Source organism: Stenotrophomonas sp. YJH_SMC_37 (assembly GCF_059370035.1).
The window spans coordinates 41775-58207 of sequence record NZ_JCAFTG010000013.1; the positions used below are offsets into that span (position 1 = coordinate 41775).

A 16433-nucleotide genomic window follows, 5' to 3' on the forward strand; every position below is an offset into this window, starting at 1 on the left:
GTTCAGGCCTGGGCCACGGCCTGTGGGCACCAGGTCCGCAGCAGGGCCGGCTTGAACGCCTGCTGCCCGCAACCAGTGGGGCACCGCACCACTCGCGCTGCAGTATGGCTGACCAGGCCCTGCCCTTCTTCTGCCTTGAAGATCGTCTCGCAGGAAAGGCAACGCGCTACCAGCGAGTACAGGTGCAGCAGCCGGCCACTGGCTGGATCCTGCAATGCATCCACATCCAGCAATTCAAATTGGCAGCTGTCAGGGAGCATACGGTACTGGGGCGCGGGTGCGGTCTGCAGGTTCACGGGCGTGGCATCTGTTGGAAGTGCAGTCACCGTAGGGCAGCCGCTGTCTAGTTGGCGTGCAGCGCAGATGTGCTGGCCGCGAAACCTGCACCGGTCTCTGCATCGAAATCTGCTAGGGTGCGCGCCGATGCCTACATCCACATTGCCAGCACAACCCGATCACCCCATTGCCCTCAGCGCCGCCCTGAAAGCGCACACCCGAGCGGCCCACGATCGCCTCGACCAGCACCTGTTACAGCAACACATCTTCGCGTCGCGCCAGCGTTACCTCTGCTTCCTGCGCGTGCAATGGCACTTCCATTGCGCTGTTGCGCCGCTGTACCGGATGCAGGATCCGGGCGCGACCCGCTTGCCCCTGATCGAGGAGGATCTTCGCGACCTCTGCGCTTCCGTGCCGGCACCCCATGCCTGGCAACCGCAGCCGCATGTGTTCTCGAAAGCGACCGTTCTGGGCTGGCGCTACGTAGCGGAGGGCTCGACGCTGGGGGCGGCCGTGCTGTTGAAGATGGCCGCTGCGTTGCAGCTTCATGCCGGGTACGGCGCGCGCCACCTGCGTCCTTCCGAGCTCGGTGTGGCCGAGTACTGGAGACGCGAGCGGGAGGAGCTGGATGCGCTCGTTTTAAGTGACCAGGAGCGCGCACAGGCATGCAGGGGCGCGACAGACGCCTTCCAGTTCATCCGTCGCTGCGTAGATGAAGAATTCAGGTTTGAATGAAAGCCCCTTCACATTCACGTGGTGGTATGCGGCGGCACGCTTTTGCTTCACCATCCATGCACACCGGATGCAGTGCTGGGCCGTTCCAGCCATCCACGAATCATGAGTCCCGCCCTTGACGCCTCCTACCGAATCCGCGCACGACACTGCCCTGTCCCGTTGCGCGCGCGAACCGATCCACACCCCTGGCGCGATCCAGCCCTACGGTGTGCTTCTGGTCGTTGAACCGCAGTCCCTGCAGGTACGCGAGCGCGCCATCAGCCACCCCGGGCTGCTGAAACAGTTCGGCGAACCGTTGATGCGGCACGTCAGTGAAGTGCTGGGCGGCGTGCTGGCACCGTTCCAGGGCGTGTTGCAACAGGCGACGGTGGGCAGCAGCGCGCATGTCGGTGCCGTGCACCTGGATGGGCACGGCCGCCATCAGCTGCTGGTGCACCGCTCCGCCACGGATCTTCTGGTCGAGCTGGAAGCACCGGTTCCCGGCCAGCCCGGCTCGCTGGAAGAACTGTATCCAGCCATCCGCGAGCTGATGACCGGCATTGAATCGGCAGCGACGGTGGAAGACCTGTGCAGGCTTGCGGCCGCGCACATGCGGCGGCTCACCGGCTTTGACCGCACCCTGGTCTATCAATTCGATGCCGGCTGGAATGGCATCGTGGTGGCCGAAGATGGCAATGGCCTGTTGCCGTCCTACCTGGACCTGCGCTTTCCCGAGTCGGACATTCCCGCACAGGCCCGCGAACTGTACCGCCGGAACCGGGTGCGCCTGATCGCGGACAACAACTATACCCCTACCCCGCTGATGCGGGCCGAAGACCACCGCGAGGCGCCACCGACCGACCTGAGCCTGGCCGTGCTGCGCAGCGTGTCCCCCGTGCATCTTCAGTACATGCGCAACATGGGGACCGGGGCGTCGATGTCGGTGTCACTGGTACATGAGGGGCGGTTATGGGGCCTGGTGTCCTGCCACACCGTGCAGCCACGCCGCCTGCCCTACCACGTGCGTACCGCCTGCGAGTTCATGGGCCAGATCCTGTCGCTGCAGATTGCACTGAAGGAGCGCGCGCTCGCGATTGAAGAACGCGTCGCGCGTCGCTCGATACTGGTCAAGCTGCTGGGCCGCATGGCCGGCGACGAAGAATTCATGGCGGCCCTGCGCCAGGACGAAGGCAGCCTGCTGTCGCTGACCGGCGCGGCCGGGGCTGCCATCGTGCACAAGGGCGACTGCATGCGCGTGGGTGAGTGCCCGCCCGCCAGCGACGTGCTGGCCCTGACCGATTGGCTGGCTACCCGGCAGGCCGGCCAGGAAACCTACTGCACCGACCACCTTGCCGCCGACTGGTCGCCTGCCGCGCACCTGGCCGATGTAGCCAGCGGCCTGCTGGCAGTGTCCATTTCGCAGCTGCATGACAGCTACCTGATGTGGTTCCGGCCGGAGGTGGTGCGAACCGTGCGCTGGGGGGGAGACCCCCGCAAGACCGCAGCGCCCGGCGTCGCACTCTCCCCGCGGAGCTCCTTCGACGCCTGGAAAGAGACCGTGCGGCAGCGCAGCCTGCCGTGGACCGACGCCGACTGCGATGCGGCACACGAGATGCGCACGGCCATCGTCGATATCGTGCTGCGCAAGGCCGAGGAGATGGCGGAACTGAACGAGCAGCTCCTGCGCAGCAACAAGGAACTGGAAGCCTTTTCCTATTCGGTCAGCCACGACCTGCGCGCCCCCTTCCGCCACATCGTGGGCTATTCGGAGCTGCTTGGCAGCTCGGCGGGCGACCGCCTCAACGAGACCGAGCGCCGCTTCCTGGATACGATCGTCGATTCGGCAAAGTCCGCCGGCACACTGGTGGATGATCTGCTCAGCTTCTCGCAGATGGGACGCTCCACGCTGGGGCGGGTGCGGCTGGACATGGCTGCCCTGGCCGAGGACGTGCGCCGGAGCCTGGCGCTGGATTACGCCGGCCGCGACGTGCAGTGGACGCTCGCGCCGCTGCCGGAGGTGGAAGCCGACCCGACGATGCTTCGCCTGGTCTGGCAGAACCTGCTGGCCAACGCAATCAAGTTCACCCGCGAGCGTGAGCACGCGATGATCGAGATTGGGCACGACCGCAGCGACGACGAAGATCACTTCTTCGTGCGCGACAACGGCTGCGGCTTCGACATGCGTTACGTCGACAAGCTGTTCGGTGTGTTCCAGCGCCTGCACCATGTGGAAGAATTCGAAGGCACCGGCATCGGTCTGGCCAACGTACGCCGCATCATCGGCCGCCATGGCGGCCGTACCTGGGCCGAGGGCGAGCCCGGCAAGGGCGCGACCATTCACTTCACCCTACCCCGCTCCACAGGAGAACACCCATGAGGGACCTGCGGCCGATCCTCCTGGTAGAGGACAGCCCCAAGGATGCAGAGCTGACGATGGCCGCGCTTGAGCGCTGCCAGCTGTTGAACGATGTCATCCATGTACGCGACGGCGCCGAAGCGCTGGATTACCTGCGCTGCGAAGGCAAGTTCGCCGGTGCCATGCACGGCGGCCCGGTGGTCGTGCTGCTGGACCTGAAGCTGCCCAAAGTCAATGGCTTGGAAGTACTGGAGCAGGTCCGTGGCGACCCGTACCTGAGCAGCACCCCGGTTGTGATGCTGACCTCTTCGCGCGAGGAGCAGGATCTGGTGCGCAGTTACGAACTGGGCGTCAACGCATTCGTGGTCAAGCCGGTCGACTTCAAGGAATTCTTCGACGCAATCCAGGGCCTGGGCATGTTCTGGGGCATCACCAACCAGCCGCCACCGCATCGGCCCAACGGCTCGGGGCAGCGCAATGCGTGATGGATCGCGCCGCAGCGAGCGCCTGCGCATCCTCATGCTGGAGGACAGCGCGCTTGATGCGGAGCTGATCACCGCACAGCTGCGGCGTGCCGGCCTGGAGTTCGAGGTCGAGCGCCTGTGGACGCGCAATGCGTTCATCGAGGCCATCGACAACCGTGCGTTCGACGTGATCCTTGCCGACCATGTGCTGCCCGGATTCGATGGCGATGCGGCCCTCGCGCTGGCGCGCGAGCGGATTCCACAGACCCCTTTCATCTTCGTCTCCGGCACACTGACGGAAGAGCTGGCCGTACAGGCGCTGACCCGTGGCGCGCGCGATTACGTCGTCAAGCAGCGCCTGCAACGCCTGCCGGATGCGATCCGCCGCGCTCGCCAGGAAGCCCATGAACGCGCCCAGCTGATGCATGCCCAGGCGGCGCTGAACGAGAGCCAGGCGCAGCTGCAGCAGGTCACCGATGCCGTACCCGCGCTGATCGCCCAGCTCGACAACGCGCATCGCTACCGGTTCGCCAACAAGGCGTTCCTGGACTGGCATGGAGTCAGCCTGGCCGAGCTGCTGGGCCGGACCGCGCGCGATGTCAGCGGCATCTCCGCTTTCGAACACGCCTTGCCCAGCCTTGAACGGGTACTGCAGGGCGAACGCACGAGCTTCCAGGTCGAGCTCGTCCATCGCAGTGGCGAGTCGCGTTTCGTACAGATGGAATGCGTGCCGGAGCATGCCGCCGATGGCAGCGTGGCCGGCTACATCTGCCTGGGCAGCGACATCTCGCTGCTGAAGCAGGCCGAGCTGGCCCTGCGTGAGGACAACCAGCTGCTCGAGCAGCAGGTGCAGGCGCGCACGGCCGAGCTGCGCGCCAGCAAGCGCCGCCTGCAGGCGATCTTCGAGTCCAGCTTCCAGCATCAGGTGCTGCTGGATCTGCGCGGATGCGTGGTCGATGCCAATGACGCTTCCTTGGCCGCTGTACTTGCAGACAAGAAGGACATTGTTGGCCAGCACTTCGCCGAATCGGTCTGGTTCGCCACCACCGAGGGCATGGGCGCAGCGATCGACCGCGCCGTCGGAGACGCAGCGCAGGGCCGCAGTTCACTGCATGCGCTGGAGCTGGAGCTCCCGACCGGCCGCCGCAGCTTCGACTTCTCGTTCCGTCCGCTGCTCGACGCCGAAGGGGCGGTCACCGCCGTTGTCTCCGAGGCCGTCGAAACCACCGCACGCCTGCAGGCCGAGCACGCGCTGCGCCAGTCACAGAAGATCGAGGCGGTCGGTCAGCTCACCGGCGGCATCGCGCATGATTTCAACAACATCCTGACCGTCATTTCCGGCAATGTCGAGCACGCCATGCTGCTCAGTGAAAGGGCTGGCGAGGCCGGTGCGCTGGTGGGCCGTGCGCTGGACAATGCGCTGAAGGGGGTGGGCCGTGCCGCCAGCCTGACCCAGCGCCTGCTGGCGTTTGCCCGCCGCCAGCCGCTGCGCAGCCAGGCCGCTGACCTCAATGTCCGCCTGCTGGACATGCACGACATGCTGCAGCGTGCACTGGGTGAACTGGTGCAACTGGAGATCCGCAGCGCGGAGGACATCTGGTGCGTGGAGATCGACATCAGCCAACTGGAGGCCTCCGTACTGAACCTGGCGGTCAACGCCCGCGATGCGATGCCGCATGGCGGGCGGCTGGTGATTGAAGTCGACAACAGCCATCTGGACCACGACTATGCCGCGCTGTTCCCGGATGCAACGCCGGGCGAGTACGTGATGCTGCGGGTGCGCGACAACGGCCACGGCATGGATGCGGCGACGCTCGCCCGGGTCTTCGAACCCTTCTTCACCACCAAGCAGGTTGGCCGTGGCACCGGCCTGGGCCTGTCGATGGTGCACGGATTCGTCAAGCAGTCAGGCGGCCACGTGCTGATCGATTCGGTGGAAGGCGGCGGCACCAGCATCACCATGATGTTCCCGCGTTCACTGCTGCCGTTGCCCAGCGAGGCGCGCACTCCGCAGACCGGCCTGGCAGGCTATTCGCCGCGCGAGGAAACCATCCTGGTGACCGAGGACAACGACGATGTCCGCGCCCACACGGTGGATGCACTGCGGCTGCTGGGCTACCGGGTATTGGAAGCCCACGACGGCCCTTCCGCACTGCGGCTGCTGGAACGCCCGGATACCAGGGTGGACCTGCTGTTCTCGGACGTGGTGATGCCCGGCATGTCGGGCTGGGAGCTGGTGCGGGAAGTCCGTGAACGCTGGCCGGAGGTCGCCGTGCTGTTCACGTCGGGCTATCCCCGTGACCACGACCAGGTGGGCAGCCAAGGGCGGGCCGTTGCGCTGCTGCCAAAGCCGTTCACCCGAAGTGATCTGGCGACGGCCGTGCGCACCGCGCTGGAGGCAGCGCCACACTGAGGTCAGGACGCCGGATCGCGCCCGCCGGCCGCGATCCGGTTGATGTCCGCGCACTCCACCGTCGCCGGTGGATGCTCCCTGACGGCCAAGGCAATCATCGCCTGGCCCAGTGCCAGGTTGCTCGTCACCAACGAAGGTGCAACCGCACCGGCCAGTTTCATCAATGGCGCACCGCCCCAGTAAAGGGGCTTCAACAGGGCATGACGGGTGCCGGTGCCCGGGACCGGCCTGACACCGCCCGGGCGCAGCATCACGGTGCGCACCGGCAGGCTCTGCAATGCGACTTCGGTCTCGCCCTTGATCCTCAACGGCATCAGCCGGCTCCGAGGGTCCGCGCCGGCACCGGATACATACAGAAAGCACCCTTCGGGATTCGCAGCCGCCCAGGCAAGGGCCACCGCCAGAGTGGTGTCCAGGGTCACGCGTCGGTACTCGGCCTCTGCCGTGCCAACCGGTGGCGCCCCGGCACAGTAGAAGCAGGCATCGAACCCGGCCAGTTCATCCGACCGGTCCTGGATACGCAGGAAGTCCGGAACGATCAGTTCGCTGCCGGCGCCGCTCAGACTTCCCGGATGGCGGACCAGCGCTGTCAGGCCGGACACCTGTGGTGAGCGGTGGCAGGCCAGCGCCACACCTTGCCCGACCAGGCCTGCGGCACCGGTCAACAGAATCCGTAATGCGCCCGTCCCGGCCATCGTCATCCCCGCTAGAGTTTCACGAAACGCTGGATCTTCCGCGCCAGCCAGCCACTGAACACCAGCGGCGCATCCAGCGCTGACACGCAGATGCAGGGGACACCGGGCGCGGTCACCGGTTGATGCTCCACGTCTTCGTCCAGATCTGCCACGTCACCCGATGCGAACAACCCCAGCGCATCATTGTACGAACCCCGCAGGATCTGGGTCAGTTCGCTGCGGCCATGGCTGTGCATGGGCAGGCACTTGCCCGGGGCAATCTTCAGCATGATCAGCGAGGGCATCTGCTCGGCACGGATGCAATGCACGCCGGGCGCCATCCAGCGCCAACGCAGCTCGCTGAGCGATGCGCCGAAGTACGGGTGCAGTGATGCAGGAAGGTGGTCGGGGTCGGCCTCGGGCCGCTCCCTCGGCACAGGGCGCCTGGTTCCGGCGATGGCGCTCGGCGCCTCCGAGGCCAGCTGCATCAGCATGGCCTCGCGCAACTGCTCGCGACGCCCGTCGGCAGCGGGCGGTTGGGTCTGCTCCAGCAACACCGAGCCGATTGCCTCGGCATCGCGCAGGCGCTGTCGGCAGTGGGGGCACTGCTCGAGGTGGGCACCGGCCACGATGCTCAACGGCGCCGGCAGCGCGCCGGCGGCATAGCTCATCAGCGTGGATTCGTGCAGGTGGTGGTGCGGATTCACAGCGCACCTCCCACTTTGGCCTGCAGTTGCAGGAACGCACGTCGCAGGTGTGACTTTACCGTCCCCAGCGGCATGCCCAGCGCCTGGGCAATCTCACTGTGGCTCTTCGCCTCGAAATAGGACATCCGCACCAGCCTCGCCTGCACGGCGGGCAGCTCGTTGATGCGCTGGCGAAGGCGCGCCTGGTCGGCGAACTGCTCGGCACTGCTGCGCTCGATCACGTCCACGGCCGCGGCGTCTTCCACCGCTGCCTGCACCTGCATCCAGCTGCGCTCGCGACGGATGCGGTCGATCTGCAGGTTTCGCGCGATCCGGTACAGCCAGGTACTCAGCGCGCCCTGGGCCGCATCATACTCGGCCGCCCGCAACCACAGGCGCAGCAGGCACTCCTGCGCCATTTCCTCGGCCACGGCGTCGGGTGCCCCCAGGCCACGCAGATACACGCACAGCCGCGGCATGAAGTAGTCATAGATCCGCATGAAGCAGTCGCGGTCGCGCAGCCGCGCCACACTGTCCATGTCATCGGCCCAGTTCGTCGGCTCACTGCTCGGCTGCTGGGAACTGGACACGGTGCGTGCGGTATCGAAGTTGAGGAGGGTGCTGGCGGCGTCAGGGTACATCTGCGTGAGCGGCGGGCAGGTGAAGGTCTGTCCTCTCTACGCGCAGGGGTGGCCATTGGATGCAGCAGGCACTGCGCATCCAAGCAGCCACGGCCACCGTATGACCTGAGCCTCCCTACCGGACGAATACCATGCGCACTGCCTGGCTGCTGCTATGCCTGCCCCATGCCGCGCTGGCGGCGCCCTGGCTGCGCAACGAGGGCGTGGCCACCTCGGCGCAGGGCGACCTGCTCTATCGTGAAGTGCACTGGCGGCGCGGCCCATCGGAGGGTGCCGAACGCTGGGTGCTCTATCAGTGCCCGGATGGCCGCCCCTTCGCCCGCAAGCATCTGCCGGCCAGCGCCCGCCCGCAGGCCCGGGGTTATTCGCTGCAGGACAGCCGTAGCGGGCAAACCGCTGAAGTCGACGCCAGTGGCGAGTCGGTGTTGATCGCCTGGAAAGAAGACGCCGCCAGCGAGCTGCGTCAGCGTCGGCTTGAGCTGGCACCGGATGCGGTGATCGACACGGGCTTCGACGCCGCGGTGCGCCAGCATTGGCCAGCGCTGCTGCGAGGTGAACGCATCAGCCTGCCCTTCCTGGTGCCGGGGCGGCAGCGCTTCTTCCCGGTGCAGGTGCGGCGTACCGGCCCTGTTCGCTGGCAGGGCATCGACGCCCAGGCCATCGAGGTCAGTCTGGACACGTGGTACGGCGGCATCGCGCCGCGCCTGTCGCTGGTCTATGCCAGCGCCGACCGCCGCCTGCTGGAATTCCGCGGAACCAGCAACCTGCGCGATACCCGCGGCACCTACCCACAGGTCACGGTGCGCTTCAGCTCGCCGGTGGCCGAGCGGCCCGCCAGCGAATGGCAACAGGCCTGGGCGCAACCGCTGGTCGAACGCTGCAGCGTGATGCCCAAGTGAAGCCGGAATTTTACACAGTCGGCCGCATCCATTGCGCGCACTGCTGCGTAGAGGAAGACACGACACCCGCCGAGATCCGCCATGGCCTCTGTAGCGCCCCTTCCCCGCCGACGCTGGCGCCTGCTGCGCACCCTGAAGCGCTGGGTCGACACCGGCAGCGCTGCGGACCACGCCGCTGGCGAGCCCGGACGCATCGACTGGCTGCGCGCCGTACCGTTCGCGTTGATGCACCTGGCCTGCATCGCGGTGATCTGGGTAGGTATCTCGTGGACGGCAGTGATCGTCGCCGCAGCCCTCTACGCAGTGCGCATGTTTGCGATCACCGCCTTTTACCACCGCTACTTCTCGCACCGGACGTTCCAGGCATCGCGAACGGTGCAGTTCGTGTTCGCAGTGATCGGCGCGTCCAGCGTGCAACGCGGGCCACTGTGGTGGGCTGCCCACCATCGCCATCACCATCGGCATGCCGACCAGCCACTGGACCCGCACTCGCCGCGCGAAGGCGGCTTCTGGCGCAGCCACATGGGCTGGTTCCTCACCCGCGAGGCATTCGCCACGGATCTATCGCGCGTGCCTGACCTGGCGCGCTTCCCGGAGCTGCGCTGGCTGGACCGCTTCGATACGGCGGTGCCGGTACTGCTGGCCGCTGCGCTGTACGCACTCGGCGCCGGCCTGGAGCGCTGGGCGCCCGGGCTGCACACCTCTGGCCCGCAGTTGCTGGTGTGGGGCTTCTTCATCTCCACCGTGGTGCTGTTCCACGCCACCGTCACCATCAACTCGCTGGCCCATCGTTTTGGCCGGCGGCGCTTCGAGACCCGTGACGACAGCCGCAACAACCTCTGGCTGGCGCTGCTTACCTTCGGCGAGGGCTGGCACAACAACCACCATTTCTTCCCCGGCACCGTCCGCCAGGGGTTCCGCTGGTGGGAGATCGACCTGACCTGGTACGGGCTGCGCGCAATGGCGGCCATGGGCCTGGTGAAGGGGCTCAAGCCCATCCCCGAGTGGGTACTGGCCAAGGCGAGGTACTGACATGCGCATCGCGATCATCGGCTCCGGCATCGCTGGCCTGGCCAGTGCCTGGTGGCTGGACGGCGAACACGAAGTGACGCTGTTCGAGGCCAACGATTACCTGGGCGGACATACCCACACCCATGACGTGCAGGTGGACGGCACGCGCATGGCGGTGGATACCGGTTTCATCGTGTTCAATCCCCTGCACTACCCACTGCTGACGGCACTGTTCGAAGAACTGGGCGTGGCCTCGCAGCCGACCACCATGAGCTTCTCCATGCACAGCGAGCGCAGTGGCGTCGAGTACAACGCCACGTCGCTGGATGGCCTGTTCTGCCAACGTCGCAACCTGGTTTCGCCACGCTTCTGGGGAATGCTGGCCGACCTGCGCCGGTTCTACCGGGATGCACCGCTGCTGCTTGCCGAAGGCGAAGGCCCGACACTGGGCCAGTACCTGCGCAGCCAGCGCTACGGTGCTGCGTTCATCGACGAGCACCTGCTGCCGATGGCTTCAGCGCTGTGGTCGTCACCGACCGACACGGTCATGCAGTTCCCGGCCCGCTACCTGGCCCAGTTCATGGCCAACCACCAGATGCTGCAGATGACCGGGCGCGCACCTTGGCGGGTAGTCAGCGGTGGCTCGGCACGCTATGTCGATGCCCTGCGTGCCCGCTGGCGGGTACGCGAGCGGCTGGAATGTCCGGTCCATTCGGTCGAGCGCATGCCGTGGGGCGCGCGCGTGCACAGCGCGGCCGGCGTGGAGGGCTTTGACGAGGTCATCCTGGCGTGCCACAGCGACCAGGCGCTGGCCCTGCTGCGTGACGCCGATCCGGTCGAACGCGACGTGCTCGGCGCCATCCGCTACCAGGCCAACGAAGCAGTACTGCATACCGACGCATCGCTGCTGCCGCGCAACCGCAAGGCATGGGCCGCATGGAATGCACACGTTCCCAAGGAGCCAGGCGCGCCCTGTACGGTCAGCTATTGCATGAACCTTCTGCAGGGCCTGCCCGGTGACACCCCGCTGGTCGTGACCCTCAACCGCAGCGAGGCGATAGATCCGGCCAAGGTACTGCGCAGGCTGCACTATGCCCATCCGGTCCACGACCACGCAGCGGTACGCGCGCAACAGCGCTGGGCTGAGCTGCAGGGCCGCCGCCGCACCTGGTTCGCGGGCGCGTACTGGGGCTGGGGTTTCCACGAAGACGGCATCCGCAGCGCCCGCCGCGTGGTGGACGCGATGCGCGAGTGCACCCCGCACCGCGACACCATCGCAACCGGCGAGGTGGCAGCGTGAGTGCCAGCGCACTCTACTTCGGGCAGGTGATGCACCGACGGCATCATCCGCAGCCCCACGCGTTCCGCTATCCGATCGCGCAGCTGCTGCTCGATCTGGACGAGCTGGAGACCGTGTTCGCCGGGCGCTGGCTGTGGTCGGTCAATCGCCGCAACCTGGCCGAGTTCCGCCGCAGTGACTACTTCGGCAACCCTGCGCAACCACTGGCCGATGCGGTGCGCGACCATGCCGCGGCTACCCTGGGTTATCGGCCCACCGGCCCGGTGCGCCTGCTCACCCATCTTCGCTTCGCCGGGCACGTATTCAATCCGGTCAGCTTCTACTACTGCTACCGGGCCGATGGCAACACCTTGGACTGCATCGTCGCCGAGATCACCAATACCCCGTGGAAGGAGCGGCACGCCTATGTGCTGCCGGTAGCTGCGGCCACCGGCGACGGGGCATCACTGCGCTGGACATTCGACAAATCCTTTCACGTCTCACCCTTCATGCCGATGGACTGCCGCTACGACTGGCGGTTCAACGCACCTGGTGATGATCTTCGCGTGCACATGCAGGTCTGGCGCGACGGCGTTCGGCAGTTCGACGCCACCCAGTCCATGCAGCGAAGGGTGCTGGACGGCCCTGGGCTGGCCCGGGTACTGGCCTGCTACCCCCTGATGACCACGCAGGTGGTGGCCGCCATCCACTGGCACGCGCTGCGGCTGTGGCTGAAGCGCAACCCCGTGCACGACCACCCTGCTCTTGCCGAGAAACCACGATGAATTCGATGACTCCCCTGGTCGCCTTGCCACGTCCCCGCGCCCTGGATGCATTCCTGCGCCGCCGCCTGCTGGCCCAGCTTGCCCCCATGCGCGACGGCCGCCTGTGCGTGCGTGATGCACTCGGCGAAGTCTGGCTGGGCGATGCGCATGGCGAACTGCATGTCACCGTCACCATCGATGACCCGGCGTTCTACCGCAAGGTTGCAGCGCAAGGCAGTGTGGGTGCAGGTGAAAGCTACATACAGGGCGAATGGCACTGCGATGACCTGGTGGCGCTGATTCGGCTGCTGGTACGCAATCGCGACCTGCTCGACGGCATGGAGCGTGGCCCGGCCCGCCTGGGCGGCTGGCTGTTGCGGGGCTGGAACCGCCTGCGCCGCAACAGCCGCGAGGGCAGCCGCCGCAACATAGCCGCGCACTATGACCTGGGCAACGACTTCTTTGCCCTGTTCCTGTCGCCGGACCTGATGTATTCCTCAGCCCTGTTCGACAAAGAAGACGAGTCGCTGGAATCCGCCTCCCGGCGCAAGCTGGACCGCATCTGCCAGCAGCTGAAGCTCAAACCGGGCGACCGCGTGGTGGAGATCGGCACCGGCTGGGGTGGTTTTGCGCTGCACGCCGCGCAGCACTACGGCTGCCACGTCACCACCACCACCATCTCCGCAGAACAGCATGCGCTGGCGGCAGAGCGCGTGCGCGCCGCAGGCCTGCAAGGCCAGGTCACGCTGCTGATGCAGGACTACCGCGACCTGCAGGGCCAGTTCGACAAGCTGGTGTCGATCGAGATGATCGAGGCCATCGGCGCCGAATACCTGGACACCTACATGGCGACGTTGCAGCGCCTGTTGAAGCCTGATGGCGTTGCCCTGCTGCAGGCCATCACCATCGAGGACCATCGCTACGAGCAGGCCCGGCGCAGCGTCGACTACATCAAGCGCTACGTGTTCCCCGGCAGCTTCATTCCGTCGATCAACGCGATCATGGCCGCCAAAACGCGGTCCAGCGACCTGCAGCTGATCGCCCAGCAGGACTTCGGCCACTCCTACGCGCTGACCCTGCGCGCCTGGCGCCAGCGCTTCCTCGTCCGGTTGCCCGACGTGCAGGCGCAGGGCTTCGATACGCGCTTCTGCCGCCTGTGGGAGTTCTACCTGGCCTATTGCGAGGGCGGCTTCCTGGAGCGCTCGATCGGGGTCTCCCATCTGCTGATGGCGCGCCCGGGGCATCGCCCGGGCGCCTCATCGGGCCAGGGCAGTTGAGATGCGCCGGTTCTGGGCCAATCTGCTTGGCAACCAGCTGGTCTGGCTGTGCGCCGTGGCCGGCGCCGGGCGCGGCTGGCAGTGGCCGGCGTTGCTGGCAGCCTCTCTCTACATCGGCAGCCAGCTTCTGACGTCGCCGCAACCACGGCTGGACCTTCGGTTGATGGTGCTGGCGCTGGCCTGCGCCTGGCTGGTCGATGCCAGCGCCGCTGCGACCGGCACCGTTCGTTACGCCGCCGCCCCGCTCGCCTGGGCGCCTCCGCCGTGGATCATGGCGCTGTGGGCCGCGTTCGCGATGACGCTGACGACCTCGATGCGCTTCCTGCTGCGCCACCGTGCCCTGCCGGCGCTGTTCGGCCTGCTGCTGGCACCGCTGGCCTATCTGTCCGCGGCACGTGGCTTTGATGCAGTGCGGTTCGCTGTGCCGGCATGGCAGGGCCTGCTGGTACTGGGTGCGGGCTGGTGCATCGCGCTTTCACTGCTGTGCCACTGCGCCCGTCGCGGCTCACGAGCCAGCTCGCCGCCCCTGGCTGGAGTTCCTTCATGAATCATCTCCTGTGGGTCCTGCTGTACACCTTGCTGATGATGAGTTGGGGCTGGGCCTGGCAGCGCCGCCACCAGAACATCGGCGTGGTCGATGTGCTCTGGGCCAAGGGCGTCGGTGCATCGGCCCTGTTGCTGGCGCTGCTCGGCGACGGCGCGACGGTGCCGCGGATCGCGCTGGGCGTGCTCGGCGGCCTCTGGGGCAGCCGTTTGGCCCTGCACCTCTGGCACCGGGTCCGTAGCGAACCGGAAGACGGGCGCTACCGCTATCTGCGCGAACACTGGCAGGGCCACCAGGGCAAGATCTTTGGCTTCTTCATGGCGCAGGCATTGCTGGTGCTGCTGTTTGCCCTGCCCTTTGTCGCAGTGGCCGCCAACCCGAGCAGCCGCATGACGTGGTGGGCCGTGGCCGCCGCGCTGGTGTGGCTGCTGAGCGTCGGCGGCGAAGCACTGGCCGACCGGCAGCTGGCCCGGTTCCGTGCCGACCCGGCAAACAAGGGCCGCACCTGCCGCGAAGGGCTCTGGCGCTATTCCCGCCACCCCAACTACTTCTTCGAGTGGCTGCACTGGTTCACTTATGTGCTGCTCGCCGTCGGTTCTCCACTGTGGTGGCTGGCGTGGGCCGGCCCATTGCTGATGTACGTGTTCCTGCGCTACCTCAGCGGCATTCCATTCACCGAGAAACAGGCGCTGCGCAGCCGCGGCGACGACTATCGCGCCTACCAGCGCAGCACACCGATGTTCTTTCCCTGGTTTCCCCGTTCTTCCAAGGAGCATTCCGCATGAGCGCGATCCCGTCACTGAACCCAGCCGAAGATGCGGAAACCGGGCTGATCGCCTGGGCCGAACGCGGGCTGGTCCCCGATGCGGCGCTGCGTGCGGGCATCCGCCGCTTGTGCGCGCAACGCCTGCATGAGGAAAGCGAGGGTGGCATCGAAGGCCAGTCGGCGCGCTTCAGCCGGCGCATCGCCGAGCTGGCCGACAGCCCACTCGCATTGCACACCGACGCAGCCAACCGACAGCACTATGAAGTGCCAGCTGCCTTTTTCCAGGCCTGCCTGGGCAAGCGACTGAAGTACAGCAGCTGCTACTACCCCACCGGGCGCGAAACGCTGGACCAGGCCGAGGACGCGATGCTGGAACTGTACGGCCAGCGCGCAGGCCTGGCCGATGGCCAGCAGATTCTCGAACTGGGATGCGGCTGGGGCTCACTGACCCTGTGGATGGCCGAACGCTACCCGCAGGCCAGCATCACCGCCGTTTCCAATTCGCACAGCCAACGCCAGCACATCATGGCGCAGTGTGAAGCCAGGGGGCTGCACAACGTCGAGGTGATCACCCGCGATGTCAACCAGCTTGAGCTGCCTGCGGCACGCTTCGACCGCTGCGTGTCGGTGGAGATGTTCGAACACGTGCGCAACTACGAGCGCCTGCTGGCGGGCATCGCTCGGTGGTTGAAGCCGGACGGCGCGCTGTTCGTGCACATCTTCGCCCATCGCACATTGATGTATCCGTTCGAGACAGACGGCGGCGACAACTGGATGGGGCGGCACTTCTTCACCGGCGGGCTGATGCCGGCAGCTGACACCCTGCTGCATTTCCAGCGCGACCTGCGGCTCGACCAGCGCTGGCTGCTGGACGGCACCCACTACCAGCGCACCGCCGACCACTGGCTGGCCAACCAGGATGCGGCCCGCCAGCAGGTGATGCCGGTGTTGATCGCAACCTATGGCCAGGCTGCAGCGAAGGTCTGGTGGCAGCGCTGGCGGATGTTCTGGATGGCCTGTGCCGAGTTGTTTGGCTATGACGACGGCCAGCAGTGGCTGGTGGCCCACTATCTGTTCCGACCCCGCTGAGGTGCAACATGCGCATGTTCTCGCTGCTTCCCCTGATCGCGGTCGGCCTGTTCGGTTCCGGCTGCAGTTCCAGCGACACCCGCCCGCTGCCGCGCCCGCCATCCGTGGATGTGCCGCGCTTCATGGGCGATTGGTACGTGATCGCGCATATCCCGTCGCGCCCCGAACGCGAGGCCTTCGACGCGGTGGAGAGTTACGCACTTCGTCCCGACGGGCGCATCCAGACCACCTTCACCTACCGCAAGGGCAGCTTCGATGCGCCGCAGAAGTCGATGCATCCCATCGGTCGTGTGGAGAAGGAAGGCAATGGCGCGATCTGGGGCATGCAGTTCATCTGGCCAATCCAGGCCGAGTACGTGATTGCCTGGCTCGACGAGAGCTACCGCCAGACCATCGTGGCGCGCAGCAAGCGCGACTACGTCTGGTACATGGCCCGCACACCACAGGTGTCCGAGCATGACTATGAGCAGGCGGTCGCACGGATTGCGGCCATGGGTTATGACACCCGCAAGCTCAGACGCGTGCCGCAGTCGGTCCGATGACACGCCACGACCCTTTGCGCTGGGCGGCATCGCCCGCC

At 66.6% G+C, this 16433-nt stretch carries 17 protein-coding genes; 13 read left to right on the forward strand and 4 right to left on the reverse strand.

What is annotated here, in order from left to right:
• Positions 1-2 precede the first annotated feature (2 nt).
• Positions 3-296: a hypothetical protein gene (locus tag AC5P8J_RS16720; protein ID WP_088497482.1), complete on the reverse strand. Its 294-nt coding sequence runs from the start codon at positions 294-296 to the stop codon at positions 3-5.
• A 127-nt stretch (positions 297-423) separates the two neighbouring features.
• Between AC5P8J_RS16720 and AC5P8J_RS16725 the strand changes: the two genes are divergently transcribed.
• From AC5P8J_RS16725 to AC5P8J_RS16740, 4 genes are all read left to right on the forward strand, one after another.
• The gene (locus AC5P8J_RS16725) at positions 424-1011 is read left to right on the forward strand and encodes a biliverdin-producing heme oxygenase (protein WP_478436515.1); all 588 of its coding nucleotides are present in this window, start codon (positions 424-426) and stop codon (positions 1009-1011) included.
• 115 nt (positions 1012-1126) lie between these two features.
• Entirely contained in the window at positions 1127-3367 is a 2241-nt protein-coding gene (locus tag AC5P8J_RS16730) for an ATP-binding protein (protein ID WP_227854238.1), read from the forward strand.
• Positions 3364-3831 carry a response regulator gene (locus AC5P8J_RS16735; RefSeq protein ID WP_005416517.1) on the forward strand — a complete coding sequence of 156 codons (468 nt, stop codon included), beginning with the start codon at positions 3364-3366 and terminating at the stop codon, positions 3829-3831. Before AC5P8J_RS16730 ends, AC5P8J_RS16735 begins: the two co-directional genes overlap by 4 nt.
• A complete protein-coding gene (locus tag AC5P8J_RS16740; RefSeq protein WP_021201805.1) occupies positions 3824-6223 on the forward strand; it encodes a hybrid sensor histidine kinase/response regulator in 2400 nt (799 codons plus the stop codon). Before AC5P8J_RS16735 ends, AC5P8J_RS16740 begins: the two co-directional genes overlap by 8 nt.
• Positions 6224-6225: 2 nt before the next feature.
• On the opposite strand, the gene AC5P8J_RS16745 is transcribed toward AC5P8J_RS16740, so the two are convergent.
• From AC5P8J_RS16745 to AC5P8J_RS16755, 3 genes are read right to left on the reverse strand one after another with little or no spacing between them, the layout of a single operon-like run.
• A complete protein-coding gene (locus AC5P8J_RS16745; protein ID WP_031269078.1) occupies positions 6226-6918 on the reverse strand; it encodes a Rossmann-fold NAD(P)-binding domain-containing protein in 693 nt (230 codons plus the stop codon).
• Positions 6919-6929: 11 nt separating this feature from the next.
• Positions 6930-7604, reverse strand: coding sequence for a ChrR family anti-sigma-E factor (locus AC5P8J_RS16750; RefSeq protein ID WP_111098308.1), 675 nt, complete (start codon positions 7602-7604; stop codon positions 6930-6932).
• Entirely contained in the window at positions 7601-8224 is a 624-nt protein-coding gene (locus AC5P8J_RS16755; RefSeq protein ID WP_058981669.1) for a sigma-70 family RNA polymerase sigma factor, read from the reverse strand. Before AC5P8J_RS16755 ends, AC5P8J_RS16750 begins: the two co-directional genes overlap by 4 nt.
• Positions 8225-8355: 131 nt before the next feature.
• Here AC5P8J_RS16755 and AC5P8J_RS16760 point away from each other — a divergent pair, with 131 nt between their 5' ends.
• The 9 genes from AC5P8J_RS16760 (at position 8356) to AC5P8J_RS16800 (ending at position 16395) form a co-directional block, all read left to right on the forward strand.
• Entirely contained in the window at positions 8356-9123 is a 768-nt protein-coding gene (locus AC5P8J_RS16760) for a hypothetical protein (RefSeq protein WP_227854236.1), read from the forward strand.
• Between the two features lie 81 nt (positions 9124-9204).
• Positions 9205-10155 carry an acyl-CoA desaturase gene (locus AC5P8J_RS16765; RefSeq protein ID WP_053496655.1) on the forward strand — a complete coding sequence of 317 codons (951 nt, stop codon included), beginning with the start codon at positions 9205-9207 and terminating at the stop codon, positions 10153-10155.
• A 1-nt stretch (position 10156) separates the two neighbouring features.
• On the forward strand, positions 10157-11434 hold the full coding sequence (locus AC5P8J_RS16770; RefSeq protein ID WP_134729342.1) for an NAD(P)/FAD-dependent oxidoreductase: 1278 nt from the start codon (positions 10157-10159) through the stop codon (positions 11432-11434).
• Positions 11431-12198: a DUF1365 domain-containing protein gene (locus AC5P8J_RS16775; RefSeq protein ID WP_010485792.1), complete on the forward strand. Its 768-nt coding sequence runs from the start codon at positions 11431-11433 to the stop codon at positions 12196-12198. The genes AC5P8J_RS16770 and AC5P8J_RS16775 overlap by 4 nt, the downstream gene beginning before the upstream one ends.
• Entirely contained in the window at positions 12195-13454 is a 1260-nt protein-coding gene (locus AC5P8J_RS16780) for an SAM-dependent methyltransferase (protein WP_021201798.1), read from the forward strand. Before AC5P8J_RS16775 ends, AC5P8J_RS16780 begins: the two co-directional genes overlap by 4 nt.
• 1 nt (position 13455) lies before the next feature.
• Positions 13456-14001, forward strand: coding sequence for a DUF2878 domain-containing protein (locus tag AC5P8J_RS16785; protein ID WP_019659667.1), 546 nt, complete (start codon positions 13456-13458; stop codon positions 13999-14001).
• The gene (locus tag AC5P8J_RS16790) at positions 13998-14783 is read left to right on the forward strand and encodes a DUF1295 domain-containing protein (protein ID WP_021201797.1); all 786 of its coding nucleotides are present in this window, start codon (positions 13998-14000) and stop codon (positions 14781-14783) included. Before AC5P8J_RS16785 ends, AC5P8J_RS16790 begins: the two co-directional genes overlap by 4 nt.
• A complete protein-coding gene (locus AC5P8J_RS16795; protein ID WP_021201796.1) occupies positions 14780-15853 on the forward strand; it encodes an SAM-dependent methyltransferase in 1074 nt (357 codons plus the stop codon). The genes AC5P8J_RS16790 and AC5P8J_RS16795 overlap by 4 nt, the downstream gene beginning before the upstream one ends.
• 8 nt (positions 15854-15861) lie before the next feature.
• On the forward strand, positions 15862-16395 hold the full coding sequence (locus AC5P8J_RS16800; protein ID WP_019659664.1) for a lipocalin family protein: 534 nt from the start codon (positions 15862-15864) through the stop codon (positions 16393-16395).
• Positions 16396-16433 lie beyond the last annotated feature (38 nt).